This window comes from Rhodospirillaceae bacterium (assembly GCA_018660465.1).
Classification (GTDB): domain Bacteria; phylum Pseudomonadota; class Alphaproteobacteria; order Rhodospirillales; family JABJKH01; genus JABJKH01.
In genome coordinates this window covers 69780-93057 of sequence record JABJKH010000072.1, presented here as the reverse complement: position 1 = coordinate 93057, position 23278 = coordinate 69780, and the positions used below count along the sequence as shown (strand labels likewise).

The window sequence follows — 23278 nt, the reverse complement described above, 5'->3', positions numbered from 1 at the left end:
CACAATTCATCCGGTTTTGATAGGACTGTATTATTTAATTCTAAATATCGTACGGACCTCCGATATGATCTCCGTCAATTTTGCGGAGCGATAATCAAGAATATAGTGTACGCGAATACCCCCCAATTCTCCAAATTCAAGTTGGCCACAATTTCGTGATCACACAAATTACAGATATTATATATCTACTAGTAGAAAACCCCATAAATAATCAGGTTTTTTCCACAGGCTGCATTCATGACTTTGCAATCCAATACATAGCAAAACGTCAGTATTAGATAAGGATTTTAGTCTATATTTTGTAAGATTACTTCAGATACTTGATTTAGGCCGTGGGCGAGATATCCGCCCAATTAAGTTAAGAGGAGTTGATTATGGGAAGTTGGGATGATGTCTTCGGCGCAAACGCGGCAACGGTGAGTAAATTCGGCCCAAACCTTCAGATTTGACCGAAACACCAATCGATCAAGCCTTCTACGACGATTGTGAGAACGTCATTCTAAAAGCACTTTCTGGTCGCATTGCCCGCAAGGCCCGCACGACTGTAACTGATGATACACTAGAGCAAGTAGAAGCGGTGTATGGACACCCCACCGCGAAGGGTACAGTACCGGATACATTCATCGACTTTATTGCTTATAACGATGAATTATATGCTTTGAATTTTGCGCTTTCGACGGTGCTTTATCGTCCATAGGATGATTAGTCAGACCTAACGACGCTAATTGGCGTGTAAGAAACGATCTCCGAATTAGCTGCGCTTTTTATTTCAAGTGAGCTGTCCAGCATAACCACGATATCGTCAGCGTAGCCATAGTTCAGCATCACCCGTGCGCGCTCTTCCAGCATGTCAGGATCTAGGCTTTCCGGGTACAACAGTCTGACCCTTTGGGCCAAAGCCATGCGCGTTTTATGAATATCAGCATGAGCCAGTTTGGTGCTTTCTACGGTCTGCGTCAGATGGCGAAGCGCGATCAAGCCGCGGTCACCGTGAAGCACATGGTAGCCAAAATACATGACAAACGAGATACCGATAACCGGCCCGATGACATGGTGTGCCCGTGCACGAAGTTCTTGAATTAGCCCCATAGAATCAACCTGTTAAAAGCCTCCCCAGGCTTTGCAGGACCATTAGGACGTGGAATAGGTTAATAAATCATTAGGATTTGATTTATCGGATCACTGCCTTGGTCTATCGAACGACAGAACGGCCCGCAAACCCTGCTGAGGTGTCCAATTCCTGCTCAATTCTGATCAACTGGTTGTATTTTGCCAGTCGATCTGACCTGGACAACGACCCGGTCTTGATTTGCCCCGCATTGGTGGCAACTGCGATGTCGGCGATGGTCGAATCCTCGGTTTCACCCGAACGATGAGATATCACTGATGTGTACGAAGCCTTATGAGCCATCTCGACGGTCTCGAGAGTTTCCGAAAGCGTGCCGATCTGATTGACCTTTATCAGAATTGAATTGGCGACCCCCTGAGATATGCCATCTGCCAGGCGCTTTGGATTGGTCACAAACAAATCATCGCCAACCAGTTGAACTTTGTCACCGATGGCTTCGGTTAGGGCTTTCCAACCCTCCCAATCGTCTTCATCCATGGCGTCTTCGATAGAAATAATCGGATAGCGACTAACGAGGTCTTCGTAATAGGCGACCATCGCGCCCGCATCCAAAGATTTTCCTTCGCCAACCATTTCGTATTTGCCGTCCTTGAAGAACTCGCTGGAAGCAGCATCAAGAGACAGAAAGATGTCATCACCTGGTTTATAACCAGCCTTTTCAATAGATTTCATAATGAACCCCAATGCATCGTCGGCACTGGACAAACCTGGCGCAAAGCCGCCTTCATCACCGACATTGGTGTTGTGCCCGGCGTCCTTCAAGCCTGACCTTAGAGAATGAAAGATTTCAGCGCCAATCCTGACGGCATCTGCCAAATTATCCGCGCCAACCGGCATAATCATGAATTCTTGAATGTCGATGGGGTTATCGGCATGTGCACCACCATTGACGATGTTCATCATCGGCACCGGCAACATATGCGCGAACGAGCCTCCGATAAACTGATAGAGCGGCAAACAGGCTTCATCCGCTGCGGCACGCGCAACTGCCAAACTAACACCCAACATCGCATTCGCGCCAAGTCGCGCCTTATTCTCCGTCCCGTCCAGATCAATCATCGTGCGATCAATGAGGAGTTGCTCTTCCGCGTCCATTCCAGAAATCGCATCAAAGATCTCACCGGTTACCGACTCAACAGCCTTTAGCACCCCTTTGCCGCCGAAGCGCGCCTTGTCGCCATCGCGAAGTTCTACCGCCTCATGTTTCCCTGTCGATGCACCGGACGGCACGGCGGCCCGTCCGAGAGTCCCTGTTTCCAGAACAACATCCACTTCAACCGTGGGATTGCCGCGGGAATCTAGAATTTCTCGTCCGATGATATCGACAATAGCAGTCATGATTTTAACGCCTCTCTGGTTTGCTTAATAAGCGGTCTTTCGGTTGGCCGCACTCATACCCTACCGACGATATGCATACCAGAAAAATTCCGAATTTTGACTAATTGAAAATTCTATGCCGCGGAGAAATAGCGGATACGCTGGATTTATTATTTATGAATTTCTATTGCTCACGGAATTGGATACCTGACGCGAAAATGCCGCTGCTTCTTCCGATTCAGAGAATGCTAAATGAATTGAACTCGCCATTGGTTTCAATAGCTTAATGTCTTTTTTAATTGCACCTTGGTCCTCAATACAAATCTTATTCAGCAACTTGATTAAGGAATCACAAAGCTCTGTCACATGGGCATAATCTGTTCCGGCGACACGCTGGCCCGCATCCCTGGACGCCTTTAATATATCTTCGAACAAGCCATGCGCCTCATCAGCGAATCCATGCTTTTCCAGAATTTCGGCAATCCCGTTGGTCAGCATGACGATTTTCTCGGACAGCCGCGACATCTTCAATCGGTTGATCAATTTTGTCGCATTGGCAATATCCTCGAACATGGAACGATATCCGATCCCCTTTGACTTGGACTTAAGCGTATGGGGCACGTCTATTGGCTCCGCGCCGATGCCATCAGTCGGCATTGCCGACGGACGCACCGGACCAATGTAATTTGCTGTCACCAAAAATTGGCGCTTTTTATTCATAACTTCGGTGATGCATTTAACCAAATGAGTCGTTGATAAGGGCCGTGATAATATCGCATCAACGCCAGACGCTTCCAATTCAGCCATCACTTCTTTGGATGAATCAGATGATATCCCAATGATCGGTAAGAATGGATTTCCAGAAATTTCGTCATTGCGAAGCCGCCTAACAAACTCACTCAATGTACCATCTGGAAGCTCTGTCTCAGATATAATCATATCCGGTTCGCGAATCCGGAATTTGTCTCGAACTTCACGAAAAGATCCGGCAAAATCAAACTCAGGATAGCCATAATTTTGAAGCGCGTCCTGCACACTCCGCCGCGCGTTGCTGTTGGGATCAACAACTAATATCTCTACTTTATTTAAGGTCAGGCTGCTCATATAGCGATCTCAAAACCGGGTCCCATGTTAGGATATCCCGTAGCCGTAATATTATCCCCAGGAATCGCAAACACTATACACCCGCCCAAACCCATGTACAGTTTAATTGGTATGTACTTTTGGCTTACGTCAAACTTAATTGAAAAAGTGTATAAGTTTAAATCCTTAAAGGACTGGATTTAGCGACATTATCTATCTGAACCAATACATCTAGAATCTCCGGTAATTGATTGAGATATATCATATTTGGCCCATCGCTTGGCGCGTTATCTGGGTCTTCATGGGTTTCCATAAAGACGGCAGCGACACCGATTGCCAATGCCGCCCGGGCAAGCACAGGAGCAAACTCTCGCTGCCCTCCAGACGTCGAGCCCTGCCCGCCCGGTTGTTGAACTGAATGGGTTGCGTCGAATACAATTGGACACCCTGTCTGCGCCATGATCGGTAAGGATCGCATGTCCGAAACCAAGGTGTTATAGCCAAAGCTGGCACCTCGTTCACACAGCAAAATCTGATCATTGCCGGTACTTTCGATCTTCTTCACCACATTGGCCATATCCCAGGGTGCCAGGAACTGCCCTTTCTTTACATTGAGGACTCGTCCGGTCTTACCGGCTGCCAATAACAAGTCAGTTTGGCGGCACAAAAATGCAGGGATTTGCAGAACATCCACAACCTCTGCCACCGCCGCACACTGTCCTGCATCGTGAACATCGGTCAAGGTCGGCACGCCAAATTCAGCTTTAATATCGGCAAAGATCGGCAATGCCTGATCGATTCCCAAGCCTCGGGGTGTATCGACACTTGTGCGATTGGCTTTGTCGAACGAGGTCTTATAGATCAGTCCAATCCCAAGCTTATCCGTTATCTCTTTTAACGTTCCTGCAGTCTGCATTGCATGGCCGCGACTTTCCATCTGACACGGCCCGGCAATCAGGACGAACGGCAAGTCATTCCCGATGGAGACATCGCCAACAGTTATGTGGCGGGGAGTGGTCATGTTCTTAAACCAATCTAGACTGTTGCACCGCCGCCCCAATAAACGACGTAAAGAGCGGATGGGGCTCAAACGGTTTTGATTTCAGTTCCGGGTGATACTGGACCCCGATAAACCAAGGATGATCTGGAATTTCAACGATCTCTGGCAAGGTTCCATCCGGCGACATGCCGGGGAATTTTACGCCAACTTTTTCCAAACGCTCCATGTAGTTCGCGTTGACTTCATAGCGATGACGATGGCGCTCGTTGATGGCACCCGTTTGATAGATGTCATAAACCCGGCTTCCCTTGGTAATTCTAGCGTCATAGGCTCCTAAGCGCATGGTTCCCCCCATGTCACCGTCTGCGGCCCGACGTTCGATATCACCTTTGCGCATCCATTCGGTCATTAATCCAACGACAGGTTCTTTACACTCACCAAATTCCGTCGATCCGGCGTCCTTGATGCCAGCAACATTTCGCGCAGATTCAACCACCGCCATCTGCATGCCGAAGCAAATACCAAAATAGGGAACATTGTGCTCACGGGCAAAGCGAACGGCTTCTATTTTTCCTAATGAACCGCGCTCTCCAAACCCTCCTGGAACTAAAATTCCATGTACATTTTCAAGATGAAAAACCGCATCTTCGCTCTCAAATATTTCTGAATCAATCCAGTTCAATTTAACCCGAACATTGTTAGCGATGCCGCCATGAGTCAGGGCCTCAGCCAACGATTTATAAGCATCCAGGAGCCCTGTATATTTGCCCACCACGGCGATAGTGACTTCGCCATCAGGCTTGGTCGCACGCTCAATGATATCAAACCAGCGACTTAGTTTGGGTGCCGGAGCATCAATGCGAAAATGATTACAGACCTGGGCATCCAATCCTTCTCGGTGATAACTGACCGGCACTTCGTAGATGCTGCCGACGTCAAGGGCTGGGATCACGGCTTCTTCTCGAACATTACAGAACAGAGCAATCTTACGGCGCTCGGACTCAGGAATTTCGCGCTCTGCGCGACACAACAACACATCCGGCTGAATTCCAACACTCAGCAGTTCTTTGACCGAGTGCTGTGTCGGTTTGGTCTTTAGCTCCCCTGCCGTTGGGATATAGGGCAAGAGTGTCAGATGCAGGTACATCGTCCTGTCTCGTCCCAACTGGTTGCCCAATTGCCGAATCGCTTCCAAGAATGGAAGACCTTCGATATCACCAACTGTGCCGCCAATTTCGCACAGCACGAAATCTTCGTCGGTTAAATCGCTGGTGACAAAATCCTTGATGGCATCGGTAACGTGGGGAATGACTTGAATGGTCGCCCCTAGGTAATCCCCCCGACGTTCCTTAGCGATCACGTCAGAATATATTCGCCCGGTGGTGACATTGTCGCTCTGGCGCCCGGCCACGCCGGTAAAGCGTTCGTAATGACCAAGGTCGAGATCAGTCTCAGCCCCATCATCTGTCACATAAACTTCGCCATGCTGATACGGGCTCATGGTGCCGGGATCAACGTTGAGATAAGGGTCTAGCTTTCGCAGGCGAACCTTAAAGCCGCGCGCCTGAAGCAGCGCGCCAAGAGCCGCTGATGCCAGTCCTTTTCCGAGTGAGGAAACCACGCCGCCAGTGATAAAAATGAATCGCGTCATGGACGTGCACTTTAATCCAAAATCAGGCTCTGACAAAAGAAAAGAGGCGGCAATTTTGCCACCTCTTTAAAAAATTTCGTAAAACCCCCAGAGTTCTGGGGAAGTCGTGGGCGTGTCCCCAAAAATTAATTTGCCAACGGCGCGCTCGGCCCGGTCGGTTTGGGTGCTTCTTGGACTGCTGGCTTCGGCGAATCGAGAATCGAGCCCTTTTTCGAGCTGTTCGATGCCAAGATCGCCAGGGTTAAACTGGTTGCAATAAACCCGACCGCTAAAATCGCCGTCGTCCGGGTCAACAGATTGGCTGTATCACGACCGGTCATGAAACCGCCGCCGCCGCCGCCACTGCCACCACCGATCCCAAGACCGCCGCCTTCGCTCCGCTGCAACAAAATCACCGCGACCATGGCAATCGCCAAGATCAGATGAATAACCAGAATAAACGTCTGCATATTGGATTATCCGCTAGCAGGAGCACACATCGCGCCCCCTTTGTTCTCATTTCACGTGGTATTTAGTCGTAAAGTTCCAGAATGGCTAGGGTGTTTTTAAAATTTAAAAATACAAGACGAGTGGATTCCGCCGTTAGTGATTAGGAACAACACTCCCCAATTGCCCAGAAATCGTCGGGCTTCAGGCTTGCGCCGCCGATTAATCCGCCGTCTACATCTGCTAAGGCCAATAATTCCATAGCGTTTTCTGGTTTCATAGATCCGCCATAAAGAAGCCGAGTTCCCTCCGCTTCATGAGCCCCAACAATTCCTGCAAGCTCTGCACGGATCAGGGCGTGAACCTCTTGCACTTCATCGGTCGTGGGGGTGCGCCCGGTTCCAATAGCCCAGACAGGCTCATAAGCCACCACAGAGTTAACCGCTGTTGCAACGGAGGGAACTGACCCCTGCACTTGCGTCCGCACCACATCAAAGGTTTTGCCTGCATCTCGCTCGGCTTCTGTTTCACCGATGCAGATCACAGCTTGTAGCCCCGCAGCGATAGCGGCTTCTGCCTTCGCTCTCACCAAATCATCGGTTTCGCCATGATCCGTGCGGCGTTCCGAATGCCCGACAATAACGAATTCACAACCAAGATCTTTAAGCATAGCCGGACTGATGTCCCCCGTGTGAGCCCCTGCTTCAGCTGTATGGCAGTCTTGTGCGCCAAGCGAAATCCCAGATCCAGATATCGTATCACCAATCGTCGAAACCAGTGTAAACGGCGGACAAACCAGCATATCAAAAGCCACGTCCCCGGCGTCGCTCCGCTTTGCGGCGAGTGCTGCGGCCAATGCTTTGCCATCGGCGACAAGGCCATTCATCTTCCAATTTCCCGCAATAAGGGGGCGTCTTGAGCTGCTCATTCGGTAGATTCCTTTTGACTAACCATTTAACGATTTACTTAGCATATGCCGCCCATCGGTCAAGCAATCCGCCAATTGTGAAATGGGGGCCTAAATTCGGTGTTGAGGGTTATCCCGCCCGCACTTATGATGCCGCGCGCGCCTGTACGTTTTTAAAGGGGTACATAAGGCGCTACACACCCTGGGTCTTAACTGAAATTACTGTGATACTGACATGCTAGAAGCCATTCGCAAACAAACCGGAGGAATAGTCGTCAAAGCACTTTTGGGGTTGCTGATTCTCAGCTTCGCCATTTGGGGCATTGGTGACATCGGCATGGGAGGCGATTCATCATCTGTAGCCGCGACCGTCGGTGACAGAGAAATAAGCCGCAACCGATTGCGCGACGAAGTTCAGCGTCGGCTAAACGAGTTCAGGCAATTGACCGGTCAAAACTTGACCGAAGAACAAACGCGCTCCATGGGCATCACCCGCGCGACATTGAACCAGCTGATCGACAGCACCCTGATTTCTCAAGGCGCGGGAAAGCTTGGGATTACCATCAGCAACGATCAAGTCGCTGAAGCCATCCGCGAGAGCAAACAGTTCAAAAGCGAACTTGGCACCTTTGATCGGACCCGCTTCACCCAAGCCATAAACAATTTAGGTCTCAGCGAGACCGGATACGTCGAATTGCTGCGTGGTGACATGGAGCGCAATCAATTTGTCTCGAGTCTGGCGTACGGCGTGGTCGCGCCGAAAAAGCTTACCAATGACCTTTATCGTCATAGAATGGAACAGCGCACGGCAGAAACAATTCGTATTCCCGATTCAGCCGCAACAGACCTGCCGAAGCCCGATGAAGCGACATTGGCAAAATTTCATAAAGATAAAGCCGCTCGCTTTACCGCTCCGGAATACAGAGCCCTCACCGTCATCAGCATGACCGCCGATGATTTAGCTAAGGAAATTGCTGTCAGTGAGGATGAAATTAAGTCTTCGTATGACCAACGCGCCCATGAATTCTCCGTCGCCGAACAGCGCGACATCATGCAAATGGTCTTCAGCGATGAGAAGACGGCGCAAAAGGCCGAAAAATTGCTGAGTGAAGGCCGGTCCTTTGAAGAGGTCGGTAAAGAAGTCGCCGGCCAAGATAAAGAGTCTCTCGGCTTTGGCTTCATGACCAAGGAACAAATGATGCCTGAATTGGCCGAATCTGCATTTGCGGTCGAGAAAGGCAAATCCAGCGCGCCAGTTAAGAGCCCGCTCGGATGGCACATCATACGTGTCAAAGACGTTAAGGAAGGCCGCTCTAAGACCTATGCCGAACTCAAAGATCGTCTGAAGTCCGACATTGCCCGGGAGAAGGCTTTGGATGGCTTGTTCGGTCTATCCAACAAGGTTGAAGATGAACTGGGTGGTGGGGCAACCTTGAAAGAAGCTGCTGACCGTCTCGGGCTTAAAATTCTTAAAATAGGTTCTGTTGATCGCTCTGGCAGCGATGCCAATGGTAAGCCCGTGCCCAACTTGCCGAAAGGCCAGTTCCTGAATGTTGCCTTCGAAACCCCGTTGGGCGACGACAGCCAAATGACCGAAGCCGGATCAGATGGGTATTTTGCACTAAAGGTTGATGGCGTAACGCCTGCGGTCCTTAGACCCCTGGACACTGTTCGCAAGGAAGTGACAGAGGCGTGGAACCAAACTCAACGGGCCGAAGGTGCGCGCAAAATTGCCGAAAAGCTGACCACCCAAATTAAAGGTTCCGGCACTGATATGGCCGCAGTCGCTAAGACCAACGGGTTTGAGTACAAGGAAAGAAAAGCCCTGCTGCGCCAACCGACACGTTCTCAAGATTCTCTGCCCCCTGTCCTGACTGGCAAGGTGTTTGAGATGGTCCCTGGCGAAGCTGCATTTGGGCGCGACGGGAATGGCTATATCGTTGCCCGCTTGAAGCAGGTTAAGCCCGCAGCACTTGGCGCAGACAAAAAAGCGCATACAGCCCTCGGCAACGACATTGCCGAGAGTATTCGTCAAGACTTGGTTCGGCAACTGGCTGATGGTCTGCGCAAAAGTTACGGCGTGACCATCAATACCCAGGCCCTTAACGCCCCCTTGTAAGCCATAATAGTATAATGAGAATACAACCCGACATCGGTTCCTTTCGGAGCACCTATGAGGCTGGAAAACCGCAGGTCGCATGGGTTGTGTTGGGTGCTGACTTAGAAACGCCCGTGTCGGCCATGCTGAAATTGGCGCGCGACAAGCCGAACAGTTTCTTACTTGAATCCGTCGAAGGCGGCGCTGTTCGCGGGCGGTATTCATTTATCGGGCTGAACCCGGACCTGATCTGGCGCTGTTTTGGTGACAAGGCCGAAATCAATCGAGATGCGGAGAACAACACCGATACCTTTACCCCATGCGAAGGGCCTGTGACCGATAGCTTGCGCGATTTGGTAGCGGAATCACGGATTGATCTGCCAAACGGGCTTCCCCCTATGGCAGCCGGTTTGGTCGGCTATATGGGCTATGACACGGTGCGTTTGGTTGAGAAACTGCCGGACGACAATCCCGATACTCTGGGAACTCCAGACGGAATTTTCGTGCGCCCTACGGTCATGGCTGTGTTCGATACCATTGAAGACGTCGTAACTGTCATCACCCCTGTCCGGCCTCGCGAGGGCTTGGATGCGGCGCAGGCCTATGCGGATGCTGAAAAGCGCCTGGCCGACATCGTCGCGGATTTTGAAGCCAGCCTGCCCCATGGACGTTTGGAAATGAGCACTGAAGCACCGGCGTTAAATCCAGTTTCCAACATGCCCAAAGATGACTACTTCGCAATGATTGGGAAGGCTAAGGAATACATTCTGGCGGGCGATATTTTCCAGGTTGTGTTGGGCCAACGCTTCAGTGTGCCTTTCGATATGCCGGCTCTGTCTCTGTATCGCGCGCTTCGGCGGCTCAATCCGTCGCCTTTTTTATTCTTGCTAAATTTTGCTGATTTTTCAGTGGTGGGGTCCAGTCCTGAAATCCTGGTCCGAGTTCGTGACGATAAAGTCACCATCCGTCCTATTGCCGGTACTCGGCCCCGCGGCAAAGATCGCGCCGAAGACTTAGCACTTGAAGAAGATTTGTTGGCAGACCCAAAGGAACTGTCTGAACACTTGATGTTGCTTGACCTCGGCCGCAATGACGTCGGACGCGTGGCCAAGGTCGGTACGGTCAAGGTCACCGATCAAATGATCGTCGAGTACTATTCCCACGTCATGCACATTGTTTCCAACGTTGAAGGCGATCTGGACCCCGCATATGACTCAGTCAGTGCTCTGTTCGCCGGGTTTCCGGCAGGAACGGTCTCCGGTGCGCCCAAAGTCCGTGCCATGGAAATCATCGATGAACTGGAACCGCTCCGGCGCGGCATCTACGCGGGCTGCATTGGCTATTTCGGGGCGGACGGTCAAATGGACACCTGCATCACACTCAGAACAGCCATCGTCAAAGACGGCACCATGTATGTGCAAGCGGGAGGCGGCATTGTCGCTGATTCAGACCCAGAAGCCGAATTCCAGGAAAGCAGCAATAAAGCCAAGGCCTTGCTGAAGGCGGCAGAAGAAGCGGTTAAGTACCCCCTCGACTAAGGCTTTAAGCTCCCGGCCTTCCCCCTCCTCCATCTCCCACCAATGAGAACGGTGCCCAGAAGATGGGATGGGCGTAGCTGAAGACGACTTTATTGGTCTTAGGGTCGATGTAGCCTTCACCGTTGATCAAGGACACCATTGCGGCTTGCAAGGCCTGGGATCGAGACAGGTTTTTTTGGTCGGCCTGGCGTTTAAAAAGGTCCGTCGTCAAAGCCCGCGCACTGGTGGTTTCAACCGGCCAGTTCGACAGCAAGATCGCCCGAGTTCCTGCATAGAAGAAAGCCCGGCCAAGTCCGGAAAAGGCCTCGCCACCTTCTTCACCGGCGGCGGTGTTACACGCCGATAAGACAACCCAGTCAGCATCTAATTTGAGCGTGAGAATTTCACCCATGGTCAGCAATCCATCTTCCCGTGTTCCGGCTGTTAAGTTCGGCGATGAAAGTGCCAAGGCGGGTTGGGTCAAGCCGTTCAAGTCCAGCGGAATGAGACCGTGGGTGGCGAAGTGGAGCACTTTGTAGTCGGAGAGATTTGCCTGCTTGACGGCCTCCTCTGTTGCCCGAGTCCCTAAAAACACATCACGCTTTTGATCTGCCCTTAGTGCCTTAGCGACACTGACGACTTCTTCACCGGTATCAGGAAGCCGCGGCAACTTGGCCAATTCCGAATTGCCTACGCCGCGAGATTTGGGCGCACTGCGAAGATTTACGCGCCCGCCCCGCATCAATGCACCTCTCATGCTGGCAGCCACCTGAACCGATGCCGTTTGCTTCGCGGCGGTGGCTTGCTGGACACTGAAGTAAGGATCACCAAATCCGACGAACGCCCGCCGGGTTTTTGCCGCCGCTGGGCGTGCCCGAAGCGAGACAAGCGACGCCACCGATGGCAAAGCCGTTACCGTGTGGGTCTTCGCCAACCAGGGAATATTTTTATACTTGGCGAACAGCGCACCGGACTCTTTTGGAAGCCTGCTCGGTTTGGTCACAAATACCGAAAGCGGAATCTTGCTCAAGGATTTGTGGCTGACAACCAGTAAAGATTTAGCGTTTTTCCACCCTCTTCGCACGGGAGCCAACAAGGATTTATAGAGCTTGTGCGAAAGGGCCACGTTGAAGTCCGGTATTTTGCCCAATTCCCCGACACCTGGGTCTAAGGCTTCCCGCAAATCATCGACCATCTCGCCAATATCCTCTTTGCCGAGGGCGGCATTGGCGAAGGCGATGGGTCCGGTCTTCGGGACCGCCCAAACGTAGGCGTTCTTTTCGGTCAGGTAATATGAAATCAGAGCCTCGCCCGGAGCCAGACTTTTGCGCACGCTTTCAGGTGTCGGCGGCTTTGGCGCGATCAACTCGGTATAGCTCGGGAACTTGGTGGCGATTTCAGCTGTCAGCTTTTTGTTGTTCGCACGCAAAGCCTTGATGGCAGTCCTAAGTGAAGCAATCGACTTTGCGTCCTGTTGATCACCGGGGGCCGTAAGCGCGTTTCGCAAGATCGCAAATATACCGTCGATTTGCTTCTGGGTGTCCTGTTCCTCGCGGACCAACTTGGCAAGGGCTGGGGTGTTTGCAGCCGCACGGGCACCTGAGGCCGCGAGGGCGCTTTGCACGGAGCGGGAGCGACCGAAGTCGGATACCCGGAACGCTTCAGAGACAGCATCAAACCCTATTTGTGTAGCAGCCTTCCCGCCTTCGGCACTGCCCAGTAACTCCAAATAAGCATCCAGAATCGCCCCTAAGCGGAGATCACGCGCAGAAACCTTGCTGCGATCTTTCGCCGAGTCTTGGGCGCTCGTCAGTAAGACAGAAGTTGCGCCTCGGAATTCTTTCAGGGCTTCTGAAATCTTACCGTCATATAGCAACCCCATAGCAAGAAACCCCTGCGACTCGGCCGTTAGGTAGTTGGATTTCCCAAAGTTCTTGCTGCGTGCGGAAAATATGCTGCGTGCACCCGCGATACCGGGTTTAACACTGCCGGTACGGTAGCGCGCCCAAACTAAGCTAAGGTTATCACCCAACACTGAGCGCCGAGTCACCGCATCACGTTGAAGTGCTCGCTCAATCTTGTCATAAAAGCCAGCCGCTGCCTTCCATTCAGCTTGAGCCACAAGTGAATTGGCAACGAACGCCCGCGCATCCGACATGGTCTTGGTATCTTCTTCGGTACCAACGGTTTTGATAATCTTTAAGGCTTCCAGGGCCAGGGCTTCTGCATCCTCAAACCGGCCTTGCTCGAAAATTATACGGTGTAGACTTAGGATGTGCCTTCCCGCTTGCGAGGAAAATTTCCCCTTTGTTTTCAAAACACGGGACAGCCCGGCTCGCGAATCGATTTCAGCCTCAAGTAGCCTGCCCGCCCTTAATTTAAGTAAAGCACTTGTTTGCAAAGAATTATCCGCCCAATCAACATAAGTATCCTTGGACAAATGGCCTGCTATTGGTTTGTCGAGAAATTGGTCAATCATAGTTTGTGTGTTCTTACGCAGTTCTATCGCTTCCTCGAACTTTCCCTCGGCAGCCAACATAAGCGCGGCTATGCTGTAGCGAATCGCCGTCGCCGCCGGCATTCCTTTGCATGATGGTTGAGAACTTCCAGCACAAAAATCGACTGATCGGTCATTCCGCTCCTTTAGCCTCTCCAACCACTGTTTGGCTTGACCCATATCGCCAATTTGGCGATAGCTCATTACAATTCGCCCTAAAGTGCCGTGAGATAGGCGCTCCCGTGTGGCCTCTTCCACTTCGGCACGCCGAAGTGCGATTTTTAGCGCGTTGCGAAGATTGCCAGCATTATCTTCGGTGAAAGAGAGCTCTTGTAAGTATTGTCCCAAAGGGCCGCCATGCTTTTCAGCGAGGCTCACAGCTTTGCTAATATCGGCCAAGCGTTGTTTCAGACGTCCAACCTTTGAGGCAGCGAGCGATCGTTCGTAAAGAAACGCGGCAAGTTCAGTACCTCCAAGACCTTTAGGAGGAGAACGGTCGGCTGCGGCCCGCGCTTTTGCCGCCGCTGTAGGATCTGGCTTTTCCTTGTCCAGGATCGCCGTTATGTCTTCGATATTAGGAGGTGGTGGCGTAAATCCGCTGCGCTCAAAAGTCGCCGTGACTTTCTTTGCCTGCTCTAAATTAACGGTTTCGGGCTGCGCCTGAGACGCAGAATCGGTTTGACACCCTGAAACCAATGGCAACAAACAGACGGCTGAAACGAGAAAGAACTTTGCGTGCACGAAACCCTCCCCAATAAGATTTATCGGAAGCCGCTTGCCAACAGGCGCATCCGCAGAAAAATGAAAGCCCGCAGTCTAACCGTTGCAAAACAAGCAGCCACCAAGCAATAAAATCATACTAAGGTATGTGAATTAGTCGACTCATTTAGGTTTATAGGTTGAAAGACACAAGAGTTGGCAGTGAATATCCATGTGCGTCCCTAGCCGCCCTGCTCCACCTCGATCTTCGCTTCGCCAGGCTTGGTTTTGGGGACGTTGATTAAGATTTCTACGCGGCGGTTCTGGGCTCGATTGTCCGGCGTATCATTGGTGGTGAGGGGTCGACTGTCGGCGAGGCCTTGGGCTACGACTCTGTTCGCGGGTAAATTGTTGTTCCCAATTAGATAATGAACAACAGAAACAGCCCGTTCAGTCGATAGGCTCCAGTTGGACCGGAAGAGTTCGGTTGATATGGGGGCGTTATCCGTGTGCCCCGTGACAATGATTTCGCCTTTGCTTTGATTTAACATAACCGCAACTTTATCCAAAGTAGCCCTCATCCGGCTTGAGAGGTCCCGGCCACCGGCAGGAAAGGCTGTTTTGCTCGGAAAGCGCAGAACAACACCATTTTCGTCTTCCACCAATTGAATGACCGAGTCGTTGATTTCTTTTGTGAGGGACTCTTTAAGGGTTGATACAAGAGCGGCCTTGCGGCGTTCTCTATCCGCTTTGAGGGCGAGCAGTTCAGCATTTTGCCCCTCGCGGTCTAGTAAATCCTGTTCGCGCTGCTGAAGTTCATCGAGACTAAATGACGCTCCCGCCGCTTCGGGGTTATTGAAGGCTTCATTGATCTGACTCGCGTTCTTCGTGAACTTTCCAAGATCGACATCCGCAAACGACAACAGCAGGACAAACAGCGCGAACAACAGGGACATCAGATCAGCAAACGTCACCATCCATCGCGGCGCGCCGCTGCGCGCAACCTTCACTTTGGCTGGATTGGCCATGAAACCATCACTGGACATGACTATTTGCCACCTTTCCTCTTGCCGGTATAGGACCCCTTCCCGGCCGGACGTCTTTTTTCAGGTAGGAAGGGTTCAAGCACTTCTTCCATTTCCGTCGGGTTGGTCATTTGCTGAATTTGGAAAACGCATTCAATGATCAAGCCACGGGTTGTCTTTTCGACGTCGCTCTTTGCCTCCAACTTGTCAGCAATGGGCAGAGCGATCAGGTTGGCGATCAGCACCCCATACAGGGTGGTCAACAACGCCACAGCCATGGCCGGGCCAATGGTCGTCGGGTCGCTCATATTGGCCAGCATTTGCACAAGGCCGACCAAGGTTCCAAACATGCCGAAGGCAGGCGCGGCCTCGCCGATCGCAGCGTAGACCTTGGCACCCATTTCTTCTTGTTGGATGGAGCGGGCCATTTCGCGGGTCAAGATCATACGGATATAATCAAGGTCCCGACCGTCGGCGCACAACTGCACCCCTTGGGCAAAAAAATGGTTTTTAAGTTTTACGCCATCGAGGCTAACCAAACCGGACTTCCGTGCCCGCTTGGACATGGCAACGGCCTGATAAATGAAGTCACGGGGGTCGGTCTTGTCATTGGTGAATGCTGCTTTAATGCCAATTGGCAACGCAGTCATAAAGCCCGACATGGGAAACTTGATCATTGTCGCGGCAAACGTGCCGCCAAGAACGATCAAAATCCCGGGTAAATTAAGAAAAATCGAAAAATCGGACCCAGTTAGGATCGCCAGGGTCACAACCGAAACGCCGATAAATAATCCGGCTAGCGTTGCAAAATCCATTTGTTATCTCTTTAAAATAAGGGGTTCTCTATTCAATTATCGACCAAATGATATAGGCCCAGTAGAACGAGGGAAACAGTGCACCATCTAAAAGTATGCGTCAATTTAAACGCATTAGAATTTCAGAACCTGTGACGAACATCACACTAACCGAAATAACATCATATAATTAAGGTGTTAGAGCTATATAATCTCTCCATCGAGATCATAACGGCGGTCCGGGTCTTCAATCTCTAGAACCCAGAGATCAGGGTCGCGCCCTCTTTGGCGGTCGATATATGCATCTGCATCTTCTTCATTTACCAGCGTTTCACCAGTTCCTCTCATCCACGCTGGGGTGCCGTCGATGTTTCGAACCTGCGTTAAGACCTCACAACCCGCAGCTAAGCGATTGAGTTTCAACAATATTGCCCCAGCATCCGGGTCCCCCTTGTGCAATACAGCCACAGGGATAAACGCCTGATCGCATAACCGGACTTGAGCGCTGATCCAAAACCCTGATCGCAATCGATCTTTTTCCACCAATTCGCCTTTTTCTTGCGTGAGAAGCACTTAAGGACTAGTACCCACTTCAACAAATGTACAGGCCCCGATTACGCGTCTCATGGCACCGCCCTTAATTACCCTCAAAGATATTACCCTCGCGTTTGGCGAAACTCCCTTGTTCACGGGGGCTGAGCTGGCCATTCATGGTAATGACAGGATTTGTCTGGTGGGCCGTAATGGTGCCGGTAAATCGACCCTGTTGAAGGTGATCGCAGATATTAGTCAAGCCGACGGCGGCGAACGTTTTGTTCAGCCCGGCACCCAGATCGCCTATCTCCCGCAAGAACCAGATTTTGGAGGTTACGATACTGTCAGGGCGTTTGTGAATGAAGGGCTCGCGGATCAAGGACCTGATGCCGCCTATAAAGCTGATATCTACATGGAAGCCCTTGGAATCTCAGGAGACTTGGACCCCACAACGCTGTCAGGCGGAGAAGCCCGGCGCGCTGCCCTGGCGCGCGTTATTGCCCCTGAACCGGATATCTTGTTGTTGGACGAGCCAACCAACCATCTTGATATGCCGACCATTCAATGGCTGGAACAGGAATTGGCTGGCTACCGCGGCGCAATTGTCCTGATCAGCCATGACCGCCGTTTTCTCGAAACTCTGACCCGCACCACGTTTTGGCTCGACCGTGGTATTGTGCGCCGAATGGATGAAGGGTTTGGTCGGTTTGACGCCTGGTCCGAAGAAATCCTGACCCAGGAACAAACCGAAACAAAAAAGCTCGATAAGTTGATCGCCCAGGAAACTGTCTGGTCGCACCAAGGCATCACGGCCCGGCGTAAACGCAATATGGGCCGAATGCGGCGGCTACGAGACCTTCGACGCGACCGCGCGGCACAGATTTCAACGCCTGGACAGGTTAAATTGGCCGCAAAATCAGGTGAGTCGTCGGGTAAACTTGTGGTCGACGTTGAAGATATTTGCAAATCCTACGGCGACACTGTGATTTTGGATAAATTTTCAACTCGAATTCTGCGTGGCGATAAAGTTGGCATTATTGGCCCCAATGGTGCCGGCAAGACGACGTTGGTGCGGATCCTGCTGGGGGACCTTCCCCCCGATAGTGGAAAAATAAAACTAGGAACGAGCCTTACGCCTGTGTTTCTTGATCAGACCCGGAGCCAGTTGGACCCATCTAAATCTGTTTGGGACACGCTATGTGACCAAGGTGGGGATCAAGTTTTTGTCGGTGGTATCGGGCGACATGTGATTTCTTATTTGAAAGATTTCCTGTTTGCACCCAGTCAGGCAAAAAGTCCTGTTGGAAGTTTGTCTGGAGGAGAGCGGAATCGTCTTTTGCTGGCAAAAGCATTAGCCATGCCCTCCAACCTTTTGGTCTTGGATGAACCGACAAATGATCTCGATATTGATACCTTGGACATCCTTCAAGAAGTTCTATCGGACTATGATGGCACCCTACTTCTGGTCAGCCATGATCGTGATTTCCTCGATCGGATCGTCACCTCGACCATCTCTCTAGAAGGAGACGGTCAGGTTCAGGAATATCCCGGTGGATACAGCGATTACCTAACTCAAAGGCAAGAATACATCACTTCAGCGAAGCCCAAAGCTAAGGCCGATGAGAAACCCAAGACAACATCTGCCAAAAAGAAAAAAAAACTTAGTTACAAACAGGAACGCGCGCTCTTAATGATTCCTGATCAGATCGACGAATTGGACCTAGAAATTGAAATATTGTCCAAAAAAATGGAAAATACCAACCAGTTTGCTGGTAACGCTAATGAATTGATAAATTTATCTAATTCTATAACGAAAATGATAAAAATAAAGGAATCACTCGAGGAAGAATGGCTGGCTCTCGAGTTGCTTAAAGAAAACCTTACCGAGTCTTAATTTCACAATGAACCATTTCTATTTCAGTTAACTTTTTCTCCGAACGACACGCGCTAACGCACTAATTGGGACCAACTGAAACCCTTTCGAAGTAACAGTCGACAACCATCCCTCAAGCGCTTTAAGTGTCGCATCCCTTGGGTGACCAATGGCAACAGACCGCCCCCTTTTGCGAGCGATATTTTCTACTGTCTTAAGTTGAGCCTTTATCTTTTCAACGTCGTCATCGTGGTCAAGAAACACGTTCCGTTCGACATATGGCACGCCCGCCCGCCGGGCCAGCTTTGCACCGACGGTCCTGCCACTGGTACGAGAATCAAGGAACAATAAACCACGTTTTTTGAGTTCTTGGATAACCACTCTCATCGAAGCGACATGAGAGGTAAATTTGCTACCCATATGGTTGTTGATTCCGACAAATCCTTCAAACCGGTCAAGCCCCCACCTGAGCCGTTGAAGGATTGTTTCAGGTTTTTGCCCGACCAATAAAACATTGGGCCCTGGATCAACCTTATTACTGCTCGGTTCCATGGATACATGCAGCATCAACTCATGACCCTTGGCCCGCGCTTGAGCCCCCTGCTCCTTTAAGTCCTTTGCATAGGTCAAAAATGACAACGTTAACGGCCCTTGAAAGCCAATCATCCGATTAGACCGCCGCCGATCCACCCCCATGTCGTCAATTACGATGGCAATGACTGGTTTCCCCTTTAAAATTGGGGTCGCGAGGGCAAATTGTCGCCAGGGCGGCATGTCCACTACGGGGGCACTTGATTTCGCTTCCTCTATCCTTCCTAATATTCTGTTTTCTTCCTTATTTACAATATCTTCCGATGATTTTTCTTTCTGAAAATAGGACTCCGGCGCTTCGAGAACCAATTCTTCCTTCATTAAATTTGTATCGGGCGCAATATAAGTTTCTCGAGGCAATCCCTCTTCATAGGCCCGCCCCCAGGTTTCCTGCCCAGGAACCTTTAAATTATTTTCTGGAAATATGGGCGCGTCTGGCCGCTTAATCATCGTTGGCGGTGCGCTCTGATTTTTGTACCACGCAACCGGTTTATGTCCGGTAACCGCAGGTTTTTGCGGTTTTTCAGATAGTGAAGAGTGCGGTTCCGGGGTGAAAAAATGCCCAACGGCGTACCCACCGATCAACCCTAAAACCGCTAAGCCCGCCAAGACACCCCAACTTTTTGATATTTTTGCGCGTCGGCCTAGCACACTTAGGCGGCTAAACACGGGCTCAGGAGACTTATTCCCTCGTTTTTTTCGAGGCTTAGGTTTCGTTGGCGGATTTGGTGGGATTTAGGACCGTCCTTGAGGGCGTGGCAGTGCCCGTACTAAATCATTTACGTCCAGCCCTTGGCGAACAGAATCAGCCAAAGCCTGGGTTTGGTCCATAGCAAGTTGATACAAAGCTTTGGCCCGGTCAGGATCATCCACCGTCTCAGCTTCGCTAATCCATTGAGATATATTCTGAAATTGAGCACTAATATGCTCATATGATTTTGCGTTTAACATTGAGTCCCCCAGGTCACTCATGTTGGTATGGTTAACGGATCATGACCTGTGATGGTTAATGAATCCTAAATTTTAAAAATAAATCCGAATTATCCACCAAAATCGACTTTGGAATGGTTGCAATTTTTATCCCGCTGATTATTCTGGCCTAAAGAAAAATTTGGTTAGAATTAAATCGGATGGAGGGGTCCCTTGGTTTACTTACTTGGTGGTGTTGCATTCATTACGGCTATTTCAGCGCTGTTGGTGGCCATTATTGCTATGAAGAAGGTTCAGGTGTTAACGGTTGAGTTCGTTAAAGCACACGTCCAGGGAATTCGCACCGATGCTGCAAAACAAACGATGGACATGAAGGTCCTGACACAAAAAATTGATAAGTTAGAGCGTGCTATGGCAAAAGCCCGCACGAAGCCTAAGGAAGAAGACGTTTCGGCAACGCACTAATTATCCTGGTAAGACATTGAGTTCAAATCATTTTTCGGGATAGGTCGTCGAGTATTGGGCACTCCGGCCTGTCGTCTCCATGGCACTGATCAGTCAAGTGCGCGAGTGTTCGGCGAATGCTGTTCAGTTCGTTGATCCGCTCATCAATTTCATCAATATGGCGCAACGCCACCGCTTTGACATCTGCGCTGGAACGACCGCGGTCTCCCCACAACCCTAAAAGATTCCCGACATCCTTCACCGAAAAGCCCAATCGCCGCGCCCGATTGATAAATCGTAAGGTCTCGACATCATCCTGGGCGTAATCCCGATATCCGTTTTCGGCTCGGAGTACTGCCGGAATCAGCCCAATACTTTCATAATAACGAATCGTTTTCGGCGGTACGCCAGATAGGTCAGATGCGGTTCCAATGTTCATCGTTCTTCATTTCCCTTTATATCTATGCTGCCCAGCCGTAGCGCATTTCCAATAACCGACACTGAACTCAAGCTCATTGCCGCTGCCGCGATCATCGGACTTAGCATTACGCCGAAGATTGGGAACAAAACCCCTGCCGCAACGGGAACGCCTAATCCGTTGTAAATAAACGCAAAGAATAAATTCTGCCGGATGTTTTTTAAGGTTGCAGTACTCAGCCGTCTGGCGCGAGCAATCCCGGCAATATCACCCCTCAAGAGCGTAATCCCGGCATTTTCAATAGCAATATCTGTGCCTGTTCCCATCGCAATTCCCACGTCGGCAATTGCCAGGGCTGGCGCATCATTGATCCCGTCGCCAGCCATGGCGACGACCTGACCATTATCTTTGAGATCTCTCACAATCTCTGCTTTGCCTTCAGGCAATACCGCGGCATGAACAACGTCAATGCCGACTTCCTTTGCGACATGGCGGGCGGTCTCCCGGTTATCACCCGTAATCATCACAACGTGTATACCCATACCTTGAAGACGTTCCACCGCCTCCTTGGCATTAGATTTGACGGCATCCGCGACCTCCAATATTCCACCGAACTGCCCATCCACGGCGATATAAACACGACTGCCGGTGTCATCTGATGAAATTGTGGGTGAAGCTATCCCTTGATCAACTAGAAATTTTTCAGTCCCCGCGATCACCGATTCCCCATTTACAGTGCCCCGCACTCCAAACCCCGGCACAGCCTCAAAATCCAAAGGTTCAAGGATACTCACTCCCCTCGCCTCAGCCCCGGCGACAATGGCGGCGGCGATTGGATGTTCGCTGCCGCGTTCCAGACCAGCGACAGCAGACAAAAGATCGTTTTCGTCGACTCCCTCAGCTGGGTGCACGGCGGTTAAAATAGGCCTGCCTTCGGTTAAGGTCCCGGTCTTATCGACACAGACCGTGGTGACCTTCTCTAGGGTTTCCAAGGCTTCGGCATTGCGGACCAGAACGCCGGCTTCCGCGCCCCGTCCGGTACCGACCATAATCGACATCGGTGTTGCCAGCCCCAAGGCACACGGGCAGGCAATGATCAGGACGGAGACCGCCGCTACCAACGCATAGCTTAACGATGGTTCAGGCCCATAAATCCACCAAACAACAAACGCCAAGACGGCGACGGCCACGACCAAGGGTACAAATATTCCCGCCACCTTGTCCGCCGTGCTTTGGATGGGTGCACGGGTCCGCTGGGCTTCCGCCACCATCTGAACGATCCGCGACAGCATGGTCTCGCGCCCGACCCGCTCCGCCTTCATCAAGAATGATCCTTTGCCATTCACCGTCCCGCCAATCACCGTAGCACCAACAGCTTTTCGCACAGGCTCAGACTCGCCGGTGATCATCGATTCATCAATGTGGCTTTCGCCGTCAGAAATCTGCCCGTCGACAGGAACCCGTTCGCCAGGCCGCACCCGCAGGCAGTCCCCTACATGGACATTTTCCAGGCTAATGGATTTCTCAGATCCATCCTCGGCCACGCGGGACGCATTGTCCGGGGCCAGGTTCAGCAACCCTTTCAGCGCTTCCCCCGTCCGATCACGGGCCTTGAGCTCCAACACCTGGCCCAGCAACACCAACACCACAATCACAGCCGCACTCTCGTAGTACACACCAATGGTGCCGTCGGCCATGCGCAAGGTTTCGGGGAATACCCCCGGCGCAACCGTGGCCGCAACACTATAAAGGTAAGCCGCCCCCGTACCTGCCAAGATGAGGGAAAACATATTCAGGTTCCAGGACACAATTGAGCCAACCCCCTTGGTCAGTAAGGGCCAGCCAGCCCACAACACCACAGGTGTCGCCAATAGTGCCTGCAGCCAGACCCCAGCGACGCCTTGTACGGCCTCTGGGACCGTCACGCCGGGGATGTGTGCCGCCATTGCCAGCACAACCAGTGGCAACGCCAGAACCAGCCCGATCCTGAACCGCCGGGTCATGTCGATGAGTTCAGGGTTGGGGCCATCATCGAGACTGACCTCCATTGGCTCCAACGCCATGCCACAGGCGGGGCAATCCCCCGGCCCTATTTGGACCACTTCCGGATGCATGGGACAGGTAAACTCCGCCTCTGCCGAGGCTTTTTCCTTAGCCGCTTTATCTCGCGCCGCTTGGCCCGATAAATAATACTCCGGACTGTCAGAGAATTTCGTTTTGCAACCATTGCAGCAAAAATAATAATCCGCTTCATCATGAGCGAAATGATGCGAAGACGTCGTCGGATCGACGGTCATTCCACAGACAGGATCAAGATGGGTGTTGGTGGCGACATCATTCATGGA

At 51.3% G+C, this 23278-nt stretch carries 20 protein-coding genes; 5 read left to right on the top strand and 15 right to left on the bottom strand.

Features of this window, described 5'->3' with window-relative positions; genetic code table 11:
* Window positions 1–445 precede the first annotated feature (445 nt).
* Window positions 446–697 carry a hypothetical protein gene (locus HOM51_11015; GenBank protein MBT5035034.1) on the top strand — a complete coding sequence of 84 codons (252 nt, stop codon included), beginning with the start codon at window positions 446–448 and terminating at the stop codon, window positions 695–697.
* Between the two features lie 5 nt (window positions 698–702).
* Here HOM51_11015 and HOM51_11010 read toward each other — a convergent pair whose 3' ends face one another.
* The 7 genes from HOM51_11010 to HOM51_10980 form a co-directional block, all read right to left on the bottom strand.
* Complete coding sequence (locus HOM51_11010) at window positions 703–1089, bottom strand: septum formation initiator family protein (GenBank protein MBT5035033.1); 387 nt, start codon at window positions 1087–1089, stop codon at window positions 703–705.
* 103 nt (window positions 1090–1192) lie between these two features.
* On the bottom strand, window positions 1193–2467 hold the full coding sequence (eno, locus tag HOM51_11005) for a phosphopyruvate hydratase (GenBank protein ID MBT5035032.1): 1275 nt from the start codon (window positions 2465–2467) through the stop codon (window positions 1193–1195).
* Between the two features lie 153 nt (window positions 2468–2620).
* Window positions 2621–3550 carry a response regulator gene (locus HOM51_11000; GenBank protein MBT5035031.1) on the bottom strand — a complete coding sequence of 310 codons (930 nt, stop codon included), beginning with the start codon at window positions 3548–3550 and terminating at the stop codon, window positions 2621–2623.
* A gap of 157 nt (window positions 3551–3707) precedes the next feature.
* A complete protein-coding gene (gene kdsA, locus HOM51_10995) occupies window positions 3708–4550 on the bottom strand; it encodes a 3-deoxy-8-phosphooctulonate synthase (GenBank protein MBT5035030.1) in 843 nt (280 codons plus the stop codon).
* Between the two features lie 4 nt (window positions 4551–4554).
* Window positions 4555–6180, bottom strand: coding sequence for a CTP synthase (locus tag HOM51_10990; GenBank protein MBT5035029.1), 1626 nt, complete (start codon window positions 6178–6180; stop codon window positions 4555–4557).
* Between the two features lie 125 nt (window positions 6181–6305).
* Window positions 6306–6629, bottom strand: a complete 324-nt coding sequence (gene secG / locus HOM51_10985) for a preprotein translocase subunit SecG (GenBank protein ID MBT5035028.1) — start codon at window positions 6627–6629, stop codon at window positions 6306–6308.
* A gap of 140 nt (window positions 6630–6769) precedes the next feature.
* Window positions 6770–7534, bottom strand: a complete 765-nt coding sequence (locus tag HOM51_10980) for a triose-phosphate isomerase (protein ID MBT5035027.1) — start codon at window positions 7532–7534, stop codon at window positions 6770–6772.
* Window positions 7535–7748: 214 nt separating this feature from the next.
* Here HOM51_10980 and HOM51_10975 point away from each other — a divergent pair, with 214 nt between their 5' ends.
* The gene (locus HOM51_10975; protein MBT5035026.1) at window positions 7749–9632 is read left to right on the top strand and encodes a hypothetical protein; all 1884 of its coding nucleotides are present in this window, start codon (window positions 7749–7751) and stop codon (window positions 9630–9632) included.
* 14 nt (window positions 9633–9646) lie between these two features.
* On the top strand, window positions 9647–11149 hold the full coding sequence (locus tag HOM51_10970; protein MBT5035025.1) for an anthranilate synthase component I: 1503 nt from the start codon (window positions 9647–9649) through the stop codon (window positions 11147–11149).
* Between the two features lie 4 nt (window positions 11150–11153).
* Here HOM51_10970 and HOM51_10965 read toward each other — a convergent pair whose 3' ends face one another.
* From HOM51_10965 to HOM51_10950, 4 genes are all read right to left on the bottom strand, one after another.
* A complete protein-coding gene (locus HOM51_10965; protein MBT5035024.1) occupies window positions 11154–14366 on the bottom strand; it encodes a CHAT domain-containing protein in 3213 nt (1070 codons plus the stop codon).
* 200 nt (window positions 14367–14566) lie between these two features.
* A complete protein-coding gene (locus tag HOM51_10960; GenBank protein ID MBT5035023.1) occupies window positions 14567–15370 on the bottom strand; it encodes an OmpA family protein in 804 nt (267 codons plus the stop codon).
* A 2-nt stretch (window positions 15371–15372) separates the two neighbouring features.
* A complete protein-coding gene (locus HOM51_10955; GenBank protein MBT5035022.1) occupies window positions 15373–16164 on the bottom strand; it encodes a flagellar motor protein PomA in 792 nt (263 codons plus the stop codon).
* 183 nt (window positions 16165–16347) lie between these two features.
* Window positions 16348–16686, bottom strand: a complete 339-nt coding sequence (locus tag HOM51_10950; GenBank protein MBT5035021.1) for a DUF1491 family protein — start codon at window positions 16684–16686, stop codon at window positions 16348–16350.
* A gap of 82 nt (window positions 16687–16768) precedes the next feature.
* Between HOM51_10950 and HOM51_10945 the strand changes: the two genes are divergently transcribed.
* The gene (locus HOM51_10945; protein ID MBT5035020.1) at window positions 16769–18571 is read left to right on the top strand and encodes an ABC-F family ATP-binding cassette domain-containing protein; all 1803 of its coding nucleotides are present in this window, start codon (window positions 16769–16771) and stop codon (window positions 18569–18571) included.
* Between the two features lie 27 nt (window positions 18572–18598).
* Here HOM51_10945 and HOM51_10940 read toward each other — a convergent pair whose 3' ends face one another.
* Both HOM51_10940 and HOM51_10935 read right to left on the bottom strand, forming a co-directional pair.
* Window positions 18599–19750 carry a divergent polysaccharide deacetylase family protein gene (locus HOM51_10940; GenBank protein ID MBT5035019.1) on the bottom strand — a complete coding sequence of 384 codons (1152 nt, stop codon included), beginning with the start codon at window positions 19748–19750 and terminating at the stop codon, window positions 18599–18601.
* A gap of 126 nt (window positions 19751–19876) precedes the next feature.
* Window positions 19877–20092, bottom strand: coding sequence for a hypothetical protein (locus tag HOM51_10935; GenBank protein ID MBT5035018.1), 216 nt, complete (start codon window positions 20090–20092; stop codon window positions 19877–19879).
* 192 nt (window positions 20093–20284) lie between these two features.
* Here HOM51_10935 and HOM51_10930 point away from each other — a divergent pair, with 192 nt between their 5' ends.
* Entirely contained in the window at window positions 20285–20536 is a 252-nt protein-coding gene (locus HOM51_10930; GenBank protein ID MBT5035017.1) for a hypothetical protein, read from the top strand.
* Window positions 20537–20558: 22 nt separating this feature from the next.
* On the opposite strand, the gene cueR is transcribed toward HOM51_10930, so the two are convergent.
* Window positions 20559–20954, bottom strand: coding sequence for a Cu(I)-responsive transcriptional regulator (gene cueR, locus HOM51_10925; protein ID MBT5035016.1), 396 nt, complete (start codon window positions 20952–20954; stop codon window positions 20559–20561).
* Window positions 20951–23275, bottom strand: coding sequence for a cadmium-translocating P-type ATPase (gene cadA, locus HOM51_10920; protein MBT5035015.1), 2325 nt, complete (start codon window positions 23273–23275; stop codon window positions 20951–20953). Before cadA ends, cueR begins: the two co-directional genes overlap by 4 nt.
* Window positions 23276–23278: the final 3 nt, after the last annotated feature.

Coding starts and splice junctions, on each gene's coding strand:
- HOM51_10970 (MBT5035025.1), top strand. CDS start 9,647: ATGAGAATACAACCCGACATCGGTTCCTTTCGGAGCACCTATGAGGCT.
- kdsA (MBT5035030.1), bottom strand. CDS start 4,550: ATGACCACTCCCCGCCACATAACTGTTGGCGATGTCTCCATCGGGAAT.
- eno (MBT5035032.1), bottom strand. CDS start 2,467: ATGACTGCTATTGTCGATATCATCGGACGAGAAATTCTAGATTCCCGC.
- HOM51_10955 (MBT5035022.1), bottom strand. CDS start 16,164: ATGGATTTTGCAACGCTAGCCGGATTATTTATCGGCGTTTCGGTTGTG.
- HOM51_11000 (MBT5035031.1), bottom strand. CDS start 3,550: ATGAGCAGCCTGACCTTAAATAAAGTAGAGATATTAGTTGTTGATCCC.
- HOM51_10990 (MBT5035029.1), bottom strand. CDS start 6,180: ATGACGCGATTCATTTTTATCACTGGCGGCGTGGTTTCCTCACTCGGA.
- cadA (MBT5035015.1), bottom strand. CDS start 23,275: ATGAATGATGTCGCCACCAACACCCATCTTGATCCTGTCTGTGGAATG.
- secG (MBT5035028.1), bottom strand. CDS start 6,629: ATGCAGACGTTTATTCTGGTTATTCATCTGATCTTGGCGATTGCCATG.
- HOM51_10960 (MBT5035023.1), bottom strand. CDS start 15,370: ATGTCCAGTGATGGTTTCATGGCCAATCCAGCCAAAGTGAAGGTTGCG.
- HOM51_10935 (MBT5035018.1), bottom strand. CDS start 20,092: ATGTTAAACGCAAAATCATATGAGCATATTAGTGCTCAATTTCAGAAT.
- cueR (MBT5035016.1), bottom strand. CDS start 20,954: ATGAACATTGGAACCGCATCTGACCTATCTGGCGTACCGCCGAAAACG.
- HOM51_10945 (MBT5035020.1), top strand. CDS start 16,769: ATGGCACCGCCCTTAATTACCCTCAAAGATATTACCCTCGCGTTTGGC.
- HOM51_10980 (MBT5035027.1), bottom strand. CDS start 7,534: ATGAGCAGCTCAAGACGCCCCCTTATTGCGGGAAATTGGAAGATGAAT.
- HOM51_10975 (MBT5035026.1), top strand. CDS start 7,749: ATGCTAGAAGCCATTCGCAAACAAACCGGAGGAATAGTCGTCAAAGCA.
- HOM51_11010 (MBT5035033.1), bottom strand. CDS start 1,089: ATGGGGCTAATTCAAGAACTTCGTGCACGGGCACACCATGTCATCGGG.